This window comes from Mycolicibacterium moriokaense (assembly GCF_010726085.1).
GTDB lineage: Bacteria > Actinomycetota > Actinomycetes > Mycobacteriales > Mycobacteriaceae > Mycobacterium > Mycobacterium moriokaense.
Window position 1 is genome coordinate 73,075 of sequence record NZ_AP022560.1, and the last position, 16,055, is coordinate 89,129.

The following is a 16,055-nucleotide window of genomic DNA, read 5'->3' on the forward strand; positions in this document are numbered from 1 at the left end:
ACCGTTTCTATCCCGCACTCCCCTGCGCTGTCAAGCGCGTCACACTACGACCGCATTGTGCCAGGCACACGATGCGCCGACGGGGTTAGGGCCTAGGCCGATGGACACTGCAGTCGAAGACTGTTTAGTGCTGCAGAATCGGTTTTGGTTTAGACTCTCCCGAGAAGCGCGTAGGAGGTGCTGATCGTGGTGAAAGTAACGTACATACGGTCCGGCGGTGAAGAAGTCATCGTCGAGGTCACCGAGGGAACCTCGGTCATGCAAGCGGCGGTGGCCAACAACATTTCCGAGATCGTCGCCGAATGTGGCGGCACCCTGGCGTGTGCGACATGTCACGTCTACGTCAACGACGATGATTTGGGTCGCCTCGGCGCGGCCAGCGCCGACGAGGAGGAGATGCTTGACTACACCGCTTCTCCCCGCCAGGCCAACTCCCGACTCAGTTGCCAGATCAAGGTCGGTCCCGAACTGGACGGTCTCGTTGTGCGAGTGCCACCGACGCAGTTATGACCAGGACGTCCGAGACTTCCACCATCGTCATCGCCGGTGCAGGGCAAGCGGGTTCCCATACGGCCGCCTCCTTGCGCGAGTTTGGGTTCAAGGGTCGGATCGTGCTGGTCGGCGACGAACCGTTCCTGCCCTATCAGCGGCCACCGCTGTCCAAAGGCCACCTCACCGGTGCATCCACGCGCGAGAGCCTTTGGCTGCACCCTGGCAGCTTCTACGAGCAGCACGGTATCGAGCTACTGCTGGCCGAAACGGTGAGCAGCATCGATCGCACCAACTGCCGCGTCCAACTCCGCGGCGGCGCTTGGCTGGACTACGACCACCTGGTGCTTGCGCTGGGTGCCCACAACCGCGCCCTGCCAGTCGCGGGAACCGAGCTCGACGGTGTCGTCGGGCTGCGAAACCTCGCCGAAGCCGACGACATCCGCGCCCGGTTGGACCGCGCCCGCCACGTCGTGGTGGTAGGTGGCGGCTTCATCGGACTCGAGGTCGCGGCGACCGCGACCAGGCTCGGCCTCGATACGGTCGTCATCGAGATTTCCGATCGCCTGATGGGTCGTGTGCTGTCTCCCCAGATGGCCGGCTTCCTCCTCGACGCTCACCGCTCCCGAGGCCTCAACATCGAACTCGGCACCAGCGTGGCCGGATTGACCGGCGCAGCCGGCCGGGTCAGCGCTGTGACAACGACCGAGGGCCGCGAATTCCCCGCCGACATGGTCCTCGTCGGCATCGGAGCGGTGCCGAACACCGACCTCGCCGAGGACGCCGGTCTTCGCGTCGACAACGGGATCGTTGTCGACGAATACCTGGCCACCGACGACGGCCGAATCTCTGCCGTCGGCGACTGCACGTCATGCCCCAACCGCTACGCCGGCGAGCTCCGGGTGCGCCTGGAGTCGGTGCACAATGCCACAGCACAGGCCCGCGTTCTGGCCGCCCGACTCGTCGGACGCCCAGAACCCTACGACAGCGTCCCCTGGTTCTGGAGCGATCAAGCCGACCTCAAGTTGCAGATCGCCGGACTCAGCACACAACCCAGCCGGGCCGTGCTTCGCGGAGACCCCGCCAGTGGTCGCTTTTCGGTCTTCTGCTTCCACAACGACGTGCTACGTAGCGTCGAATCACTCAACCGACCCGGCGACCACATGGCCGCCCGCAAATTGCTTGCTCTCGGCGATTGCCTGACCCCTGAACAGGCCAACGACCTCAACTTGGACCTGCGCGCGCACATCACGGCCTCAACCGGCGAGCCTGAGGTCAGGGAGCACCGTGCGCCGGCGCCGGGCTGACGCGGTTGCGGTCGACTCTTGGCAAGATTGGCTCAGTGAATCGCCTTGTGCTCGAATGTAAAAGCCTCATTGGCGGCGATGATGAGCTGTGCCTCTGGGTGGGCACCGGCCACTACCACGATCGCTGAAATCGTTTGAGGGCCAAGCCCGCGGCTGCCGTCAGCATTCGACTGGCAGTTCATGGCCTCATGCAGCAACGTCGGCGGCTAGTTCTAGGCACTCGACGGCATGCCGGCAAGCGGGCGACAATGGTGAAGTTCAGACCACTTCGCCGCAGGCGTCGCGACTCACGCCTTGCAGGAACACAATCGTTCGTGAAATTCCAGGCGCCCATGCCGTCAACCATCTCGTCCGGCATCACCCGAATGGGCTTGAGCACTCACGCATCGGACATCGCGCAATCACCGCCGTCGACGGTCATCACGGGCGACCACAAGACCCAGCTCCTCAAAGTCGAGTGTGGTTTCGGTGATGCCCCGCTCGCGCAACTTGAACTTCTGCACCCGACCGTTGACGTTGGCCGGAAGCGACTCGAGCACCTCGACGTAGCGCGGAATCGCATAGTAGGGCATTGACTTCCGGAAGAACTCGAACAATTCCCGCGGTTGAATCTCACACCCTTGGGCCAACACCAGGCAAACTTTGACGTCGTCCTCGCTAAGCTCGGAGGGTACGGCGTGCACGGCTGCTTGTGCGATCAAGGGATGGGCGACGATGGCCTGCTCGAGTTCGATCGAGGATACATTCTCGCCACGACGGCGCAACGAGTCCTTTTTCCTGTCGGCGAACCAGAAATATCCCTCGTCGTCGACACGGGCGCAGTCCCCCGTGTGGTGCCACAGATTCCGAAATGTGCGTACGGTCGCCGCATCGTCGTTCCAATACCCAGAGAACATGCGGAACGGCTCGTCGGGCCGCACGATCATCTCGCCGGCCTCCCCTACCGCCACCTCACGGTCGTGATCGTCGACGATCTTCACCTGCAGCCCTCTGGTCAGCTTGCCCATGCTGCCGGGGTGGCGTTTATCCCGCGGATCGCCCAGCAGCACCGGCCAGCACTCCGACTGGCCGAAGACCTCGGAGAACGGGGCTATGCCGAAGCGCTTCTCGAACTGCTCGATGAATTCAGGTGTCGACGGCGTGAAGGTGATGTGGCGCAGTTTGTGGTTGCGGTCGTCCTCGTGGGGCGGCTGGGCCATGATCGCCATGCCCATCGCTCCCATACCGAGCGCAGCAGTGGCACCGGTCTCCCGAATGCGTGCCATATAGGTGCTTGCGTGGAACGCGGGTTCCACGATCGCCGATCCGCGAACAGCTAATGCTGCTGCGACGAGCCAGGTTTGGCCGCTGAAGTGAAACAGCGGAGTGGCTCCGAAGATGATGTCGCCCTTCTCATACCAGCCGTGCTCGACGAACACGTTGATGAGGTTGCAGTAGTACCCGTGGGTGGTGGTGCAGCCCTTCGACGGCCCGGTCGTGCCCGAGGTGTAGACGATCGCGCACACGTCGGTGGGGTCGATCTCTGGCTCCGCAAGAGCTACACCGCAGTCCTGCAGCTGCGTGTAGTGCAGGTCGGGCTGAAGCATTGCGTCCTGCGAGGGCTGTCCCACCAGGACCAGTCGCGGCCGCTCAGTGAGGGTCGCAAGAATCGGTGAGAGCAAGTCGAGGGCTTCGCTGTCACCGACGTAAACCTTGGGGGACGTCTGAACAAGCTGGTGGTGCAGAAAATCTCCCCGCAGGTAGGTGTTGAGCGGAACCTGGATGGCACCTGCCTTGGCCACGGCATAGATGAGCACGATGTTCTCGATGCGGTTGGGCAGATTGATCGCGACCCGGTCGCCCTTGCCCACTCCTGCCGCCTGCAGCCCCGCAGCGACGCGATCGGACTGTGCGTCGAGTTCGCCCAGAGTGACCCAGTCGCTGTCACATTGGACGAAGGGCCGGCCGGGGTCGAGCGCAGCTTCCTCGCGCAGCCATGCGCCCAGGGTCCGTCCAAAGCGGTGATCATCGTGAGCCATTGGTCACTCCATTCGGGTTGGGTCGTGCACCGAGGATGAGCTCGGCCGCCCGTTCGCCGATCATCATCGAGGGGGCGTTGGTATTGCCCGTGGTGATGGTGGGCATGATGCTGGCATCGGCGACGCGCAGGTTGGCGGTGCCGTGCACTCTGAGTTCAGGATCGACCACCGCGAGGTCGTCGATGCCCATTTTGCAGGTCCCCACCGGGTGGTAGGACGGTGTCACGGTGCGGCGCACGTACTGCTGCCAGTCGGTATCGGTGCGACAGTCCGCTTCAGGTTCGAGCTGTCCGTCGGTGATCTCTGCCATCGCCGGCTGAGCCATCACTCGCTGCACTTCGCGCAGCCCACGCACGCAATCTCGCAGGTCGTCCGGGTCGGCTAGGAACTGATACGAGATGCGTGGCATGGCGTCAGGAGCTGATCCACGTAACGTGATCGATCCACGGGTGCGGGGCCGCAGGAACGTCGACGACGACAGGAAGCCCTGCTCCTTGGCCTTCTGCACGTTGAACATTCCGTTGGCGTCGACTGCACGAGTGATGGCAAAAGGAACGAACTGCAGCTGTAGATCAGGTGACTCCAAACCGGGATCGGTGCGTGCCATGCACTGCACCTGCACCATCGTCATCGCCAGCAGACCGCTGCCGTTGCGCACGTAGTCCACGATGCCTTCGACGGCAGTGCCAATGCGCATCTTGTTGATAGTGGCGATCTTTGACCGCCAACGCTGCATCAGGTAGGGATGCTCGTGCAGGTTTTGGCCTACCCCGGGCAGGTGCATCACAGTTTCCACCGCGGCATCCGACAGCGTCGAACGAGGCCCGATTCCGGACAGCTGCAGCAACCGGGGAGAGCCGATCGAGCCGGCGCTGATCACCACTTCCTCGCGCGCCCTGGCCTGCGTGACCGTGCCCTGGTGCCGATACTGCACTGCGACTGCCCTGTTGCCTTCCAGCACAATGCGATACACGTAGCTGTGGGTGCGAACGGTAACCTTGCCTTTGGGTGCGACGCGCCGAAGGTACTCGCGCGATGCTTGTGAGCGAGTGCCGCGACGATGGTTCACCTGGGCCAGCCCGACACCGTCCTGGGAGGTGCCGTTGTAGTCAGGGTTGGACGGATAACCTGCCTGCAGGCAGGCCTTCATGTACGCCATGTTGGCCTGGCCGCGGTTGGTCTGCACGTTCACCGAAATGGGACCCGAACCCCCGCGCAATTCGCTTGGACCGCCCTCCCACGTCTCCATCCGTTTGAATGCGGGCAGGACCGAGTCGTAGTCCCAGCCGGTGCATCCGTTCTTGGCCCAGCCGTCGTAGTCGGCCCGGTTGCCGCGGACGAAAACGCACGAATTGATCGAGCCGCCACCGCCCATCACCTTGCCGGCCATCCAGGCTTCGGGATTGCCGGTGCGCGTCGGGTCCGGCTCAGCCGGGTATTTCCAGTTCACTTTCTGGTAGGCGATACCAACCGCGGCAGGGATCCGCACATCGATGCGCCGATCGCTACCGCCGGCTTCCAGCAGCAGCACGTCGGCACCGGCTTGAGCCAGCCGGGCCGCCACCACCGATCCGGAGGAGCCCCCGCCAACGACGACGTAGTCGAAGGTGTCACCGCTCGTAGTCACCTGTCGGCCTTCCTTTCTGACGAACGCTACGGCCTAATAGCTCTTGGGCAGGCCGAGGACGTGTTGGCTGATGTAGGCCAAGATCAGCTCTTGGGGGATCGGCGCGATCTTCATCAGCCGCGCTTCGCGCCAGTACCGCGCGATGTGGTATTCCTCGGCGTAGCCGAACCCGCCGTGGACCTGCATGGCCGTGTCGGCGGCTTGGAAGCCGGCGTCGGCTCCCAGCAACTTGGCCATGTTCGCTTCGGCGCCGCTGGGCAGTCCGCGATCCAGCATCCAGCCGGCACGCCGGGTGATCAGCTCGGCGGCCTCCAGCCGGGCATGGGCCTCGGCAAGCGGGAACGCGACACCCTGATTCTGCCCAATAGGTCTGCCGTACACCACGCGTTGGTTGGCGTAGCCGACCGCGCGGCGCAGCGCCGCCTGGCCGGTACCGATGGCCTCCGACGCGATCAGCACACGCTCAGCGTTGAGCCCGTCGAGAAGGTAATAAAAGCCCTTGTCCTGCTCGCCGACACGGTCGTCGACCGACACCACCACATCGTTGTACACGGTCTCGCACGAGGACACCGCATTGCGGCCGGCCTTGGCGATCGGCGTGATGGTGACGGCGGGGTCATGCAGGTCCACCATGAAAAGAGTCAGCCCGTCGGTACGCCGCTTACACTGCTCGACGGGCGTCGTCCGGGCCAGCAGCAGCACCCGGTCGGCGTCTTGGGCCTTGGAGGTCCACACCTTCTGTCCGCGAATGACATACGAGTCGCCATCGCGGACAGCGCGGGTCTTGATGGCCAGCGTTTCGGTACCGGCGTCGGGTTCGGTCACCCCGAAGGCCACATGCAGCTCTCCGGAGGCGACGCGGGGAAGATACCGCTGCTTGATGTCCTCCGAGCCGTGCAGGATGAGCGGATGCATGCCGAAGATCGACAGGTGGATGGCGCTGCATCCGTTCATCGCAGCGCCGGAAGCGGCGACCTCCTGCAAGATGACCGAGGCCTCCAGTAGCCCCCGGCCGCTGCCGCCGTAGGCCTCGGGTATCGCGATACCGATCCAACCGCCATCGGCCAGCGCCCGGTAGAAGTCCCACGGGAACTCGTGGCGCCGATCGCGCTCGGCCCAGTAGTCGTCGTCGAACTTTGTGCAGATCGCGCCGATGCCCTCGCGTATCAGGTCAAGATCGGTGTCGGCCGAGAAGTCCACTTCTGACGCCCTCCCGTCACGATTCAACCGGCGCGCCCTGCACCGACTTGAGCTCGTAGAACTCGAGCAGTCCGTACAGGCCGAGCTCTCGACCATTGCCGGACTGTTTGTAGCCGCCGAACGGGGCCAGCATGTTGAAATAGGAGCCGTTGATGTCCACCGCGCCGGTGCGCATCCGGCGCGCGATTCGAAGCGCCCGGTCGTGATCGGCCGACCACACCGCACCGGCGAGGCCGTACTCGGTGTCGTTGGCGATTTCGACGGCATCGTCTTCGGTGTCGTAGGGCAGGATCGACAGCACCGGCCCGAAAATCTCCTCACGGGCGATGCGCATGTCCTGACGCACGTTTGAAAACGCGGTGGGTGTGACGAAAAACCCTGTCGGCACATCTGTCGGCTCGTCGAGCCCGCCGTAGATGAGGTCTGCGCCCTCGGCGATGCCGACACGGATGTAGTCGCGCACCCTGTCGCGCTGTGCGGCCGACGCCAGCGGCCCCATCGTCGTGGACGGGTCCAGTGGATCCCCGAGTGTGTAGGTGGCCAGTCGGGCGCGGACGAGATCCTCCACCTGGGTGAGCTGTGTTCGGGGAACGAGCATGCGGGTCAGCGCGGTGCAGGTTTGGCCGGTGTTGGTGAAGCAGTTGGCCACCCCGACCTTGACTGCTTGAGCCAGGTCCGCGTCGTCGAGAATGATGTTGGCCGACTTGCCGCCGAGTTCCAAGGCCACTCGTTTGACCGTGCGTGCCGCAACTTCCCCGATTCGCCGACCCGCCGCTGTCGAACCGGTGAATGTCACCATGTCGACATCGGGGTGGGCAACGAGTTCTTCGCCCACGGTGTCCCCGCGTCCCGACACCAAGTTGAAAACTCCGGGCGGCAGCCCGATCTCGTCGATGATGTCGGCAACCACGAACGCGCTGAGCGGCGCGACTTCTGAGGGTTTGAGCACTACGGTGCAACCGGTCGCCAAGGCTGCAGCCACCTTGCCCAACACCTGCTGCAGCGGGTAATTCCACGCCGTGATCGCGGCGACGACGCCGATCGGTTCCCGCAGTACCAGCGAGTCACCGATGCGTTCTTGGAGCTCGAATCTGTACATGAGGTCCCGGTAACTCTCCAGCACACGGCGCGGTAGCCCGACCTGCACCGCCGTCGACACCCGCAGCGGTGTGCCGACCTCGCAGCTGATCAGCCGGGTCAGTTCGTCGTTGCGCTCGTCGACCTTCTTCGCCAGCAGCGTCAGGTATTGCAGTCGATGGTCGACGGTCGTCTGCGACCACGCCGGAAATGCCGCGCGCGCGGCCGCCACGGCGTCCGCTACCTCGTGGGGCGTGCTATCGGGAACCCGGCCCATGACGGCACCGGTGATGGCTGACTCGACCTCAATGACACCGCCCGCGGAACGCCGCCAGCTTCCCCCGATGTAGACCTCGTCGCGGTCGTGGATGCTCATGACGCCAGCCCCGGAGTCTTGGCATGTAGCTTGCGCATTTTGGCGATCCATTCGTCGTAGTCGGCGGCCTTGCCGCGGAAGTACTTCTCCACCTGCGGGTGGGTGAGAATGAGGAATTGTTCCTTTCTCATCCCGTCAATGACGCAGTCGGCCGCTTCCTCGGCGGTGATCGCGCCGGCCACCGCGAACCACTCTCCCTGTGCGCCGCGCAGCATGGCTGTACGCACGCCTTCGGCGACGATGCAGGACACCCGAATGCCGTTGCCCCCGTAGTGGATCGACAGCCATTCGGTCAGTCCGAGAACGGCGTGCTTGCTGGTTGCGTAGGGAGCGTTGCCGAGCGCGGTCAAAAGGCCTGCCGCGGAGGCATTCTGGATGAGATAGCCAGATCCCCGCTCAACCATGTGTGGCAGTACCGCCCGTGCTGCGTAGACCTGCGGCATGACGTTGACATCCCATACCCGTTGCCACGCCTGGTTGGAGGCCCACGGGTTGCCCCGCTCGTGCAATGGTGTCACGCCGTCGTGCGGTTCGCCCCAGAGCACTCCGGCGTTGGATACGAAGACATCGATGCGGCCATGTTCGGCGATGGCGGCGTGGACGAGATCGATTACTTGCGCTTCGTCAGAGACATCGGTGACAACACCTAAGCCGCCGATCTCGTCGGCCACGCGTGCAGTCCCCGGCGCGTCGATGTCGGCGACGACCACCGCGGCGCCGACGGCGGCAAACCGCCGACACATGGCCTCCCCCATGCCGGCGGCACCACCGGTGACGACAATGACTTTGCCTGCTGGTTCCACCGGCCTAGGCCAGCTTCGTCAGTTTCGCCGCGTTGTCCCACATGACCTTGCGTTCGGAGACGGGATCGTTGAGCTCGGCGGCCACCTTCTCGTACTGGCGCGGCTCGGCCAGGCCCTCCGGGTGCGGATAATCCGAGCCGAACAGCACCTGGTCGACACCCAGATGCTTGACCACCTCCAGGAGATTGTCCTCCCAGAACGGGGCCACCCACACATGCTCGCGGAACTGCTCAACGGGATCCGAGGCGAAGTAGCCGGGGCGTTGGAACCCGGCACGGTTGAGCCCGGAAATCGAAAGCGGCAGGAACTCCGCTCCGTTCTCCACCGAGGCGATCTTCAGCTGCGGGAAACGCTCGAAGAGCTTGTCGCACGTCACCGCGGCCAGGTAGTTGGCGATCGCCCGCTCGTGTCCGACGGCGATCTGCAGCGGGGAGGCGATCTCGCCGATGATGTTGGTGCGGTGTTCGACGTACTTGTCGAGGCCGGCGCCGCCGACCTCGCCGACGTGTACGACCGTGATGGCCTCGGCTTCCTGCAGACGGGCCCAGATCGGGTCGAAGATCTGGTCACCGGGAGAACGCCACCCTCCGTCGGTGTAGGTAGCCTGCGCGCGCACCACGAAGATGCGAGCACCGTTGGCCAGCCCGTGTTCGACCTCGTCGATCGCCGCGGGGATATCCGCGAACGTCAGGTAGGGCGAACTGAAGATGCGGTCCTGGTAGTTGTAGCCCCAGTCATCGAGCAGCCAGCGATTGAAGGCTTTGAACGCCTGTGCGGCGGCAGGTGGGTCGTACTGCAGCCCCTCTTCGTAGCCCATCGCAAGCGACGGCAGCATCCACACCGCCTGCAGGCCCTGCTCGTCAATCTTGGCCAGCCGGTCGTCACGGTTGCGGTAATGGCCCGGAATCGGTTCACGGTCGGAAAGGATGTCGAGAAGTGAACGCTTCTGCGGATTGCCGCGGAAGTAGTCCGTCATCGCCCCCGGCTTGACGATGGGGTCGAAGGTGGGATTGGTCACGGTGCGGTCGATCTTGCCGCCGACGATCTGGCGGGTGCGGCCGTCGATGACCGCGGTCTGTACGGTGCGCTCGCGCCACGCCTTGGGGCAGTGCCGGGTGAAGGCGTCGAGAGGTTCGTAGTAGTGCTGGTCGACGTCCAGCACGGGGAGACGGTCGGTGCCAATCACGTGGTCCTCCAAAGGTTGACGGGTCTTAGGGATGCGTACCGCAGCGCGCCGCACTAGCCGAATTGTTCGCTTCTCGTCTTCTAAATCTACTCAGAATTTGGTAGTCGTACAAGGGTCGGCGTGGGTGTTCGAACGCACAAAGCGTCGACAATCGTGCCGCCGCTCTTGTCGACGATTGCGGGGTTGACCTCGATCTCTGCCAAGCCCTGCTCGGTGAGCAGAGCAGCCATCCGATTCAGCGTGTCGCCGATCCATGATTCATCTACCGGCTCGCTGCCACGGAATCCGAAAAGCAATTCGGCTAGCCGCAGCCGGGTCAGCGCCTTGTGCAACGTGTCTGGATCGCACGGCAGCGGGACATGCTCCACGTCACGGTGCACCTCCACGGCAGCGCCGCCGATCCCCACGGTGCCGAACACCCCGAGATCGTCAGCCGTGCGCACGGTCAGGATCAGCTCCACTCCGGCGGTCACCATTTTCTGCACGAGCCAGGTCGGGTCCGGGACCTCACGGCGAGCCGCCATCCGCGCCACCGCCTGCCCGACCTGGTCGGCGTTGGACAGGTTGATCGCGACGAGACCAAGCTCGGTGCGGTGCGTGATGTCCTCATCGGCGGACTTCACGACCACGGGGTAGCCGAGCTCCTCAGCCGCACGTGGTGCAGACGAGCTGTCGCACAATGTCATCGGCGCGACGTCCAGGCCGTAGTCGGCCAACAGGTGCAGTGCTTGGGCGCCGCCGACCGTGATCGCATGACCGGCCGGCTCGCCGTCCGGGGCGGGGTCGGGTTCCAGCACTCGCTCCGGTCCGAGGAGCGCGCGGACCAGTCGGCCGAGATCCGAGGGGCTCTGGGCCACCAGCACCCCAGCCGCGCGCAGCTCTTTGATGTAGGGGTCGACGGCGCGCCCCCCGTACCACAGCACGATGCACGGCTTGCCGGTGTCGTGGCCCACCGCCAGGATGTCGGCGACGCTTTGAGCGTTCCACCCTCGCGCTCCCATCGGCAGCGGCACGCACACCGCCTCGATTGCAGGATCTGCGGCCACCGCGGCCAGGTAGCCGCCGAACTGCGCGGGCATAGAGCCCGGGCCGACATCGAGCGGGTTGGGGATGGCGGCGAAGCTGGGCAACAGCTCTTTGAGCCGTTCGATCGTCGACCCTCCCAGCGGGGGAAATGCCACCCCGGCACTGGCCAGCTGCTCGGTGGCCAACACCGCCATGCCTCCGGAGTAGGCGACCATGCCCCACCTGCGCGGGAACTGCCGGTGCCGTGGGGCGCTCATCGCCCCCAGTACCCACAAGTCGTCGGGGTCGTCGACCACAGTCACATCAAGCGCCCGCAGCAGCGCCAGCTCGAGCGCTCCGCGGCCGATGATCTTGCCGGTATGACTGGCCGCGGCCTGTTCGCCGGCCGCGGTACGGCCGCCGAGATAGGTGATCAGCCGCTTGCCGGCGGCATGCAACTCACGCACCGCGGCAGCAAAACGCCGGCCGTCGCGGATCGATTCCAGGTACAGCGCGACGGTGTGAACCTCCGGCAGCCCCGCGAAATACGACACGAAGTCAGGGATGTCCATGTCCCGTTGATTGCCGGTGCTGACGATGTGGGAGATTCCCACACCGGCGTCGCGGGCCCTCTCCACGACGGTGCTGCCGATCGCACCGCTCTGCGCGATCACCGCGATTCCGCCGGCGGCGATGGGGACGCCTTCGGTGAGTACGGAGGTCATGCTCATGGCAAGCCCGGTCCGGACGTTGACCAGTCCGGTGCTGTTCGGGCCCACGATTCGAATTGCGTTGTCGCGGGCGAAGTCCAGCAGGGAGCGCTCCAGTTCGTGGCCGGCCACACCCATGTCGGCGAATCCAGCGGTCAAGATCAATGCTTGTCGCGCCCCGACCTCGGCACATTCAGCCAATACTGCTTGCACGGCCGCGGCCGGCACCGCGATGACCACAACGTCAGGAACCGTGGGAAGGTCACGAAGCGACGGAAACGCCGGAACACCGTCGACGGACGTTGCCGTGGGGTGGATCACGGCGACCTCACCGGTGTAGCCGTAGACCTTGAGGTGTTCGAGGACGGCTCGCCCGCCCGCCTTGTAAGCCGTACCGATGCTGGTCGAGACGCCGACGATGGCGACCGAGGCCGGCTCGAGGAAGCGCTTCGCGACGTCAGCGCGCGGGCGGGCGGTGGTTGCCAGTGCCTCAGTCACGCCATGTCCTGAACGGCAATGTGATCAAGCTGCGCGTCTGGCCGCCATAGGCGGCAAGCTGAGCGTGCTCGGGAATGGAGAATTTCGGGATCTTCCGGAAGATCTCCTCAAAGGCGATGTTCAGCTCGAGCCGTGCCAGGTGCGAACCGACGCAGCGGTGATTTCCGGCGCCGAAGATCATCGACTTGTCGGCGTGCCGGTCGATCAGGATCTGGTCGGCGTCAGGGTAGGCGTCTTCGTCGCGATGTGCCGAGGCCAGCGGGATGACCACACGGTCGCCGGGGTGTAATTCGACCCCGTTGATGGCGGTTTCTTCGGTGACGGTGCGGCTGCCGTGAACGATCGGTTCATAACGCAGAAGTTCCTCGATCGCCGCGGGAATCAATGACGGATCGGCAGCGAGGCGGTCTTGGAGATCCGGTCGACGAGCCAGATGCAGGAAGCTGAATCCAATTGCGGTGGAGACGGTGTCCAGTCCGGCCAGCACCATCACGTAGGCGAAGTTGAGGATTTCGCGGTAGTCGAGCTTGCGGGCGCCCGGCATCTCCGCGGTCGTCAGATAAGAAATGATGTCCTCACCAGGATTGGCGAGGCGTTCATCGAGCAAGGCGCGGAGGAAGTTGTTGAGCGCCTTACCGGCCTGCAGACGCGCGGTGGTCTGGGCCTCGACATCGCCGTGCTCAACACCGTTGGTCGTGGTGTGCAGAATGGTACTGGCCCAGCTGCACAACTGATCACGTTGGGCCACATCGAAATCCAGCCCGACCAACCGGAGGAACACCGAACTCGGGTAGGGCTCGGCGAATTCGGTCATGAAGTCGAATTCGCGTTTGGCGACCATGGTGTCGACCAGCTCAGCCGCGTAACGGCGCACCTCGTCGGCGATGTGCTCGATGGCCTTGGGCCGGAACAACGGATCGATGATCGTGCGATAGCGGCGATGTTCGGGGGGATCGACTTCCAGCGGGATCAGCGCACGGGTGTGACCGGGCGTCGGCGGGGTGTCAGCCGGCCATGACGAGAACACCTGGGCATTGAGCAGGACCGCGGATATGTCCTCGTACTTCGTGATCACGTAGAACCCACCGTAGTTATCGGTGTGCGCCACTGGACATTTGGCCCGAAGTGCCGTGTAGTCCGCATGCGGGTCCAGCGCGAACTGCGGGTCGTAGTGGTCATAGTCGTGACCCAACGCCTCTAGCGCAGTGCAACGGCCAGGGTGTGTACCGGGTTGTTGATCGCTCACGTGAGCTCACCTCGATTCGTTTGGCAAGTGTTGGACAGGGACGGGCCAGGCGCCGCTGGGGCCAAGTCGGAGCCGGCCGGTTGGCGGCAGAGCTCAGCCAGGGCGCCCGGCTCCTTGTAGTGCACGTCGACGCGCACGATCTTGGCGTCCCGCAGCCGGTAGATGTCGACGCACTCGACGGGCATGCTGCGCCCGGTACGCCGCGAAGTGAACGTGGCGTGTACCACGACAGCGACCCAGTCGTCAGTCCCGGCGATCTCCGGGGGTTCCAGCGTTACCCGGAAATCCCGGCTCACCGCCGCCAGCATCCGCTGGAATCCGTCGACGCCGATGTAGTCACCACCGAACGGCAGGCTGGGCGCCTCGGAGAAGACGTTCGTGGGGTCGAGCAACGCCGCGCAGGCGTCGACGTCTCCGGTGCGCAAGCCCTCGGTGAATCTGCGCACGATGTCTACGTTGTGCGGTCCAGGCACCGACAGCCCCCTTCCTGGATCGCTCCGCTTGTGGACACGCAAGTGTCTATTTGATTCTTTTTCTACACAGATTTTGGTAGTTCGTCAACGGTCAGCGCACTCCCAGACCATCAACAGTCTGTGTTAAATTAGATTGTCGCCGAGCACGGGAGAAGATTGTTGACATTCGCTCCGACCGAGGAACAGCGCCAACTGCAGCAGCTGGTCCGTAAGTTTTGTGAGGCCAAGTCGCCCGTCGCCGAGGTGCGACGGTTGATGGACACCGAGGCGGGCTTCGACCCTGCGGTGTGGCACCAGCTTGGCAGCGAGTTGGGCCTGCAATCGCTGGCGATCCCGGAGCGCTTCGGCGGCGCCGGCTTTTCCCTGGTCGAGTTGTGCTTGGCGATGGAGGAAATGGGCCGCGCACTGCTGTGCGCGCCGTTCCTGTCATCGATTGTGTTGGGCGCCAATGTAATACTCGTCGGCGGTACCGAAGACAATCGTGAGCGGCTACTTCCCGCCATCGCCTCCGGTGACCTACGCGCCGCGCTGGCCTTCGCCGAGCGCACCGACGCCTGGGCGCCGTACGACATAGCTACCGAGGCCATCGTCGATGGCGCGCAGTATCGGCTGCACGGTGCCAAGACCCTCGTTGTCGACGGCCATACCGCCCAGCTGATCATCGTGTCCGCGCGACGCCCCGGTACCGGGGCGGTCTCCTTGTTCACCGTGGACGCGTCCAACGCCGAGGGTCTGCGGCGCACGTCATTGCCGACGCTGGACCAGACCCGCAAGCTGGCCGAACTGCGCTTCGAGGGGACACCGGCACAGCTGCTGGGCGGCCCAGATGATGACGGGGCGGCCGCGTTGCGGCGCACCTTGCAGCGGGCGGCGGTGTGTCTGGCCGCTGAGCAGCTCGGCGGCGCGGCGCACTGTCTGGACGCCTCGGTCGAGTACGCGAAGATGCGCACACAATTCGGTCGGCCCATCGGCTCCTTCCAGGCGATCAAGCACCGGTGCGCCGACATGCTGCTCGACGTCGAATCGGCCCGCTCCGCGGCTTACTCTGCGATGGCCTCCGCTGCCGACGACACCGATGTGGCGCTGGCGTCGTCGCTGGCCCACGCGTATTGCTCGGAGGTCTTCTCGCGGTCGGCCGGCGCCATGGTCCAGATCCACGGCGGCGTCGGCTATACCTGGGAACACGACGCGCACCTGTACCTGAAACGGGCCAAGGCCTCCGAGGCGCTGTTGGGTGGTATCGACTATCACCGCGACGTGGTGGCCGCATCGATGAACCTGTGAATTGGCCGCGTCAGACCGAGTATCCGCCGTCGACCCGAAGGGTCTGTCCGGTGACATAGGCCGAGCGGGTCCCGGCAAGAAAGGCCACCACGTCGGCGAGTTCCTCGGCCGACCCGAATCGGCGCATCGGAATCGCACGGCGCGCGGCCTCGAGGGCCTCTTGGTGGTAGTCGCCGCTGTCGATCAGGTCGTCTAGCACCCCGGTCGCGATCACCCCGACCCCTACACAGTTGGCGCGCACACCGTTCTTGCCTTCCTCGGCGGCGATGGCTCGCACCAGCTGTTCGACGGCGCCCTTGGGTGCCGCCGATAGCAGGTCGCGGGTGGCATAGCGCAGCAGTGCGGTAGTCACCAGGGCCACCATCGAGCCCCGGCTGACCCGCAGCCGCTCGATCGCGGGTTGCAGCAGGTTGAAACATGCCGCGGCGTCCACCGCGAGCTGGTGAGCGAACTCCTGAGGTGTGATTTGGGCGGTGTAGCGCATCGGAATCGACGGTCCGGCGGCATAGATGACGGTGTCCAGCCTCGGCAGCGCGCGGACCAAAGCGGCGGTCGCCTCAATGTCGGTGAGGTCCACCTGGTGCGCCCACGCCGTGGCGCCAAGTTCTCGCACGGCCTCGGCCGTGCGCTCGGCGGCCTCGACGTTGTGCCGGTAGGTCAGCGCGACGTCGAAGCCATCCCGGGCTAGCGCCTGGCAGATGGCTGATCCGATGCCACCGCTACCACCGGCAACCAGGGCCAATCGTTCACCCATGT

Annotated in this window: 13 protein-coding genes; 3 read left to right on the forward strand and 10 right to left on the reverse strand. The window is 64.8% G+C overall.

The annotated features are described in order from the left end of the window. Positions 1–186 precede the first annotated feature (186 nt). Positions 187–510 carry a 2Fe-2S iron-sulfur cluster-binding protein gene (locus tag G6N43_RS00345; RefSeq protein WP_083152795.1) on the forward strand — a complete coding sequence of 108 codons (324 nt, stop codon included), beginning with the start codon at positions 187–189 and terminating at the stop codon, positions 508–510. Next, positions 507–1,796, forward strand: coding sequence for an NAD(P)/FAD-dependent oxidoreductase (locus tag G6N43_RS00350; RefSeq protein ID WP_083152513.1), 1,290 nt, complete (start codon positions 507–509; stop codon positions 1,794–1,796). The genes G6N43_RS00345 and G6N43_RS00350 overlap by 4 nt, the downstream gene beginning before the upstream one ends. A gap of 401 nt (positions 1,797–2,197) precedes the next feature. On the opposite strand, the gene G6N43_RS00355 is transcribed toward G6N43_RS00350, so the two are convergent. From G6N43_RS00355 to G6N43_RS00395, 9 genes are all read right to left on the reverse strand, one after another. Then, on the reverse strand, positions 2,198–3,814 hold the full coding sequence (locus G6N43_RS00355) for an AMP-binding protein (protein ID WP_083152510.1): 1,617 nt from the start codon (positions 3,812–3,814) through the stop codon (positions 2,198–2,200). Continuing rightward, complete coding sequence (locus tag G6N43_RS00360) at positions 3,801–5,441, reverse strand: GMC family oxidoreductase (protein ID WP_083152509.1); 1,641 nt, start codon at positions 5,439–5,441, stop codon at positions 3,801–3,803. Before G6N43_RS00360 ends, G6N43_RS00355 begins: the two co-directional genes overlap by 14 nt. A 33-nt stretch (positions 5,442–5,474) precedes the next feature. After that, positions 5,475–6,641 (reverse strand): acyl-CoA dehydrogenase family protein, encoded by a 1,167-nt coding sequence (locus G6N43_RS00365; RefSeq protein ID WP_115326318.1) that lies wholly within the window; start codon positions 6,639–6,641, stop codon positions 5,475–5,477. A gap of 16 nt (positions 6,642–6,657) precedes the next feature. Further along, entirely contained in the window at positions 6,658–8,094 is a 1,437-nt protein-coding gene (locus G6N43_RS00370; RefSeq protein ID WP_083152506.1) for an aldehyde dehydrogenase family protein, read from the reverse strand. After that, positions 8,091–8,897 carry an SDR family oxidoreductase gene (locus G6N43_RS00375; RefSeq protein WP_083152503.1) on the reverse strand — a complete coding sequence of 269 codons (807 nt, stop codon included), beginning with the start codon at positions 8,895–8,897 and terminating at the stop codon, positions 8,091–8,093. The genes G6N43_RS00370 and G6N43_RS00375 overlap by 4 nt, the downstream gene beginning before the upstream one ends. A 4-nt stretch (positions 8,898–8,901) precedes the next feature. Beyond that, positions 8,902–10,083, reverse strand: a complete 1,182-nt coding sequence (locus G6N43_RS00380) for an amidohydrolase family protein (RefSeq protein ID WP_197745398.1) — start codon at positions 10,081–10,083, stop codon at positions 8,902–8,904. Between the two features lie 86 nt (positions 10,084–10,169). Beyond that, positions 10,170–12,296, reverse strand: a complete 2,127-nt coding sequence (locus tag G6N43_RS00385) for an acetate--CoA ligase family protein (RefSeq protein WP_163657914.1) — start codon at positions 12,294–12,296, stop codon at positions 10,170–10,172. Then, positions 12,289–13,542: a cytochrome P450 gene (locus G6N43_RS00390; RefSeq protein ID WP_083157644.1), complete on the reverse strand. Its 1,254-nt coding sequence runs from the start codon at positions 13,540–13,542 to the stop codon at positions 12,289–12,291. The genes G6N43_RS00385 and G6N43_RS00390 overlap by 8 nt, the downstream gene beginning before the upstream one ends. Beyond that, positions 13,539–14,015: a nuclear transport factor 2 family protein gene (locus G6N43_RS00395; protein ID WP_083157643.1), complete on the reverse strand. Its 477-nt coding sequence runs from the start codon at positions 14,013–14,015 to the stop codon at positions 13,539–13,541. Before G6N43_RS00395 ends, G6N43_RS00390 begins: the two co-directional genes overlap by 4 nt. A gap of 159 nt (positions 14,016–14,174) precedes the next feature. On the opposite strand from G6N43_RS00395, the gene G6N43_RS00400 reads away from it, so the two are divergent. Further along, positions 14,175–15,299 carry an acyl-CoA dehydrogenase family protein gene (locus tag G6N43_RS00400; protein WP_083157649.1) on the forward strand — a complete coding sequence of 375 codons (1,125 nt, stop codon included), beginning with the start codon at positions 14,175–14,177 and terminating at the stop codon, positions 15,297–15,299. A 10-nt stretch (positions 15,300–15,309) separates the two neighbouring features. Here G6N43_RS00400 and G6N43_RS00405 read toward each other — a convergent pair whose 3' ends face one another. Then, positions 15,310–16,053: an SDR family NAD(P)-dependent oxidoreductase gene (locus G6N43_RS00405; RefSeq protein ID WP_083157642.1), complete on the reverse strand. Its 744-nt coding sequence runs from the start codon at positions 16,051–16,053 to the stop codon at positions 15,310–15,312. Positions 16,054–16,055 lie beyond the last annotated feature (2 nt).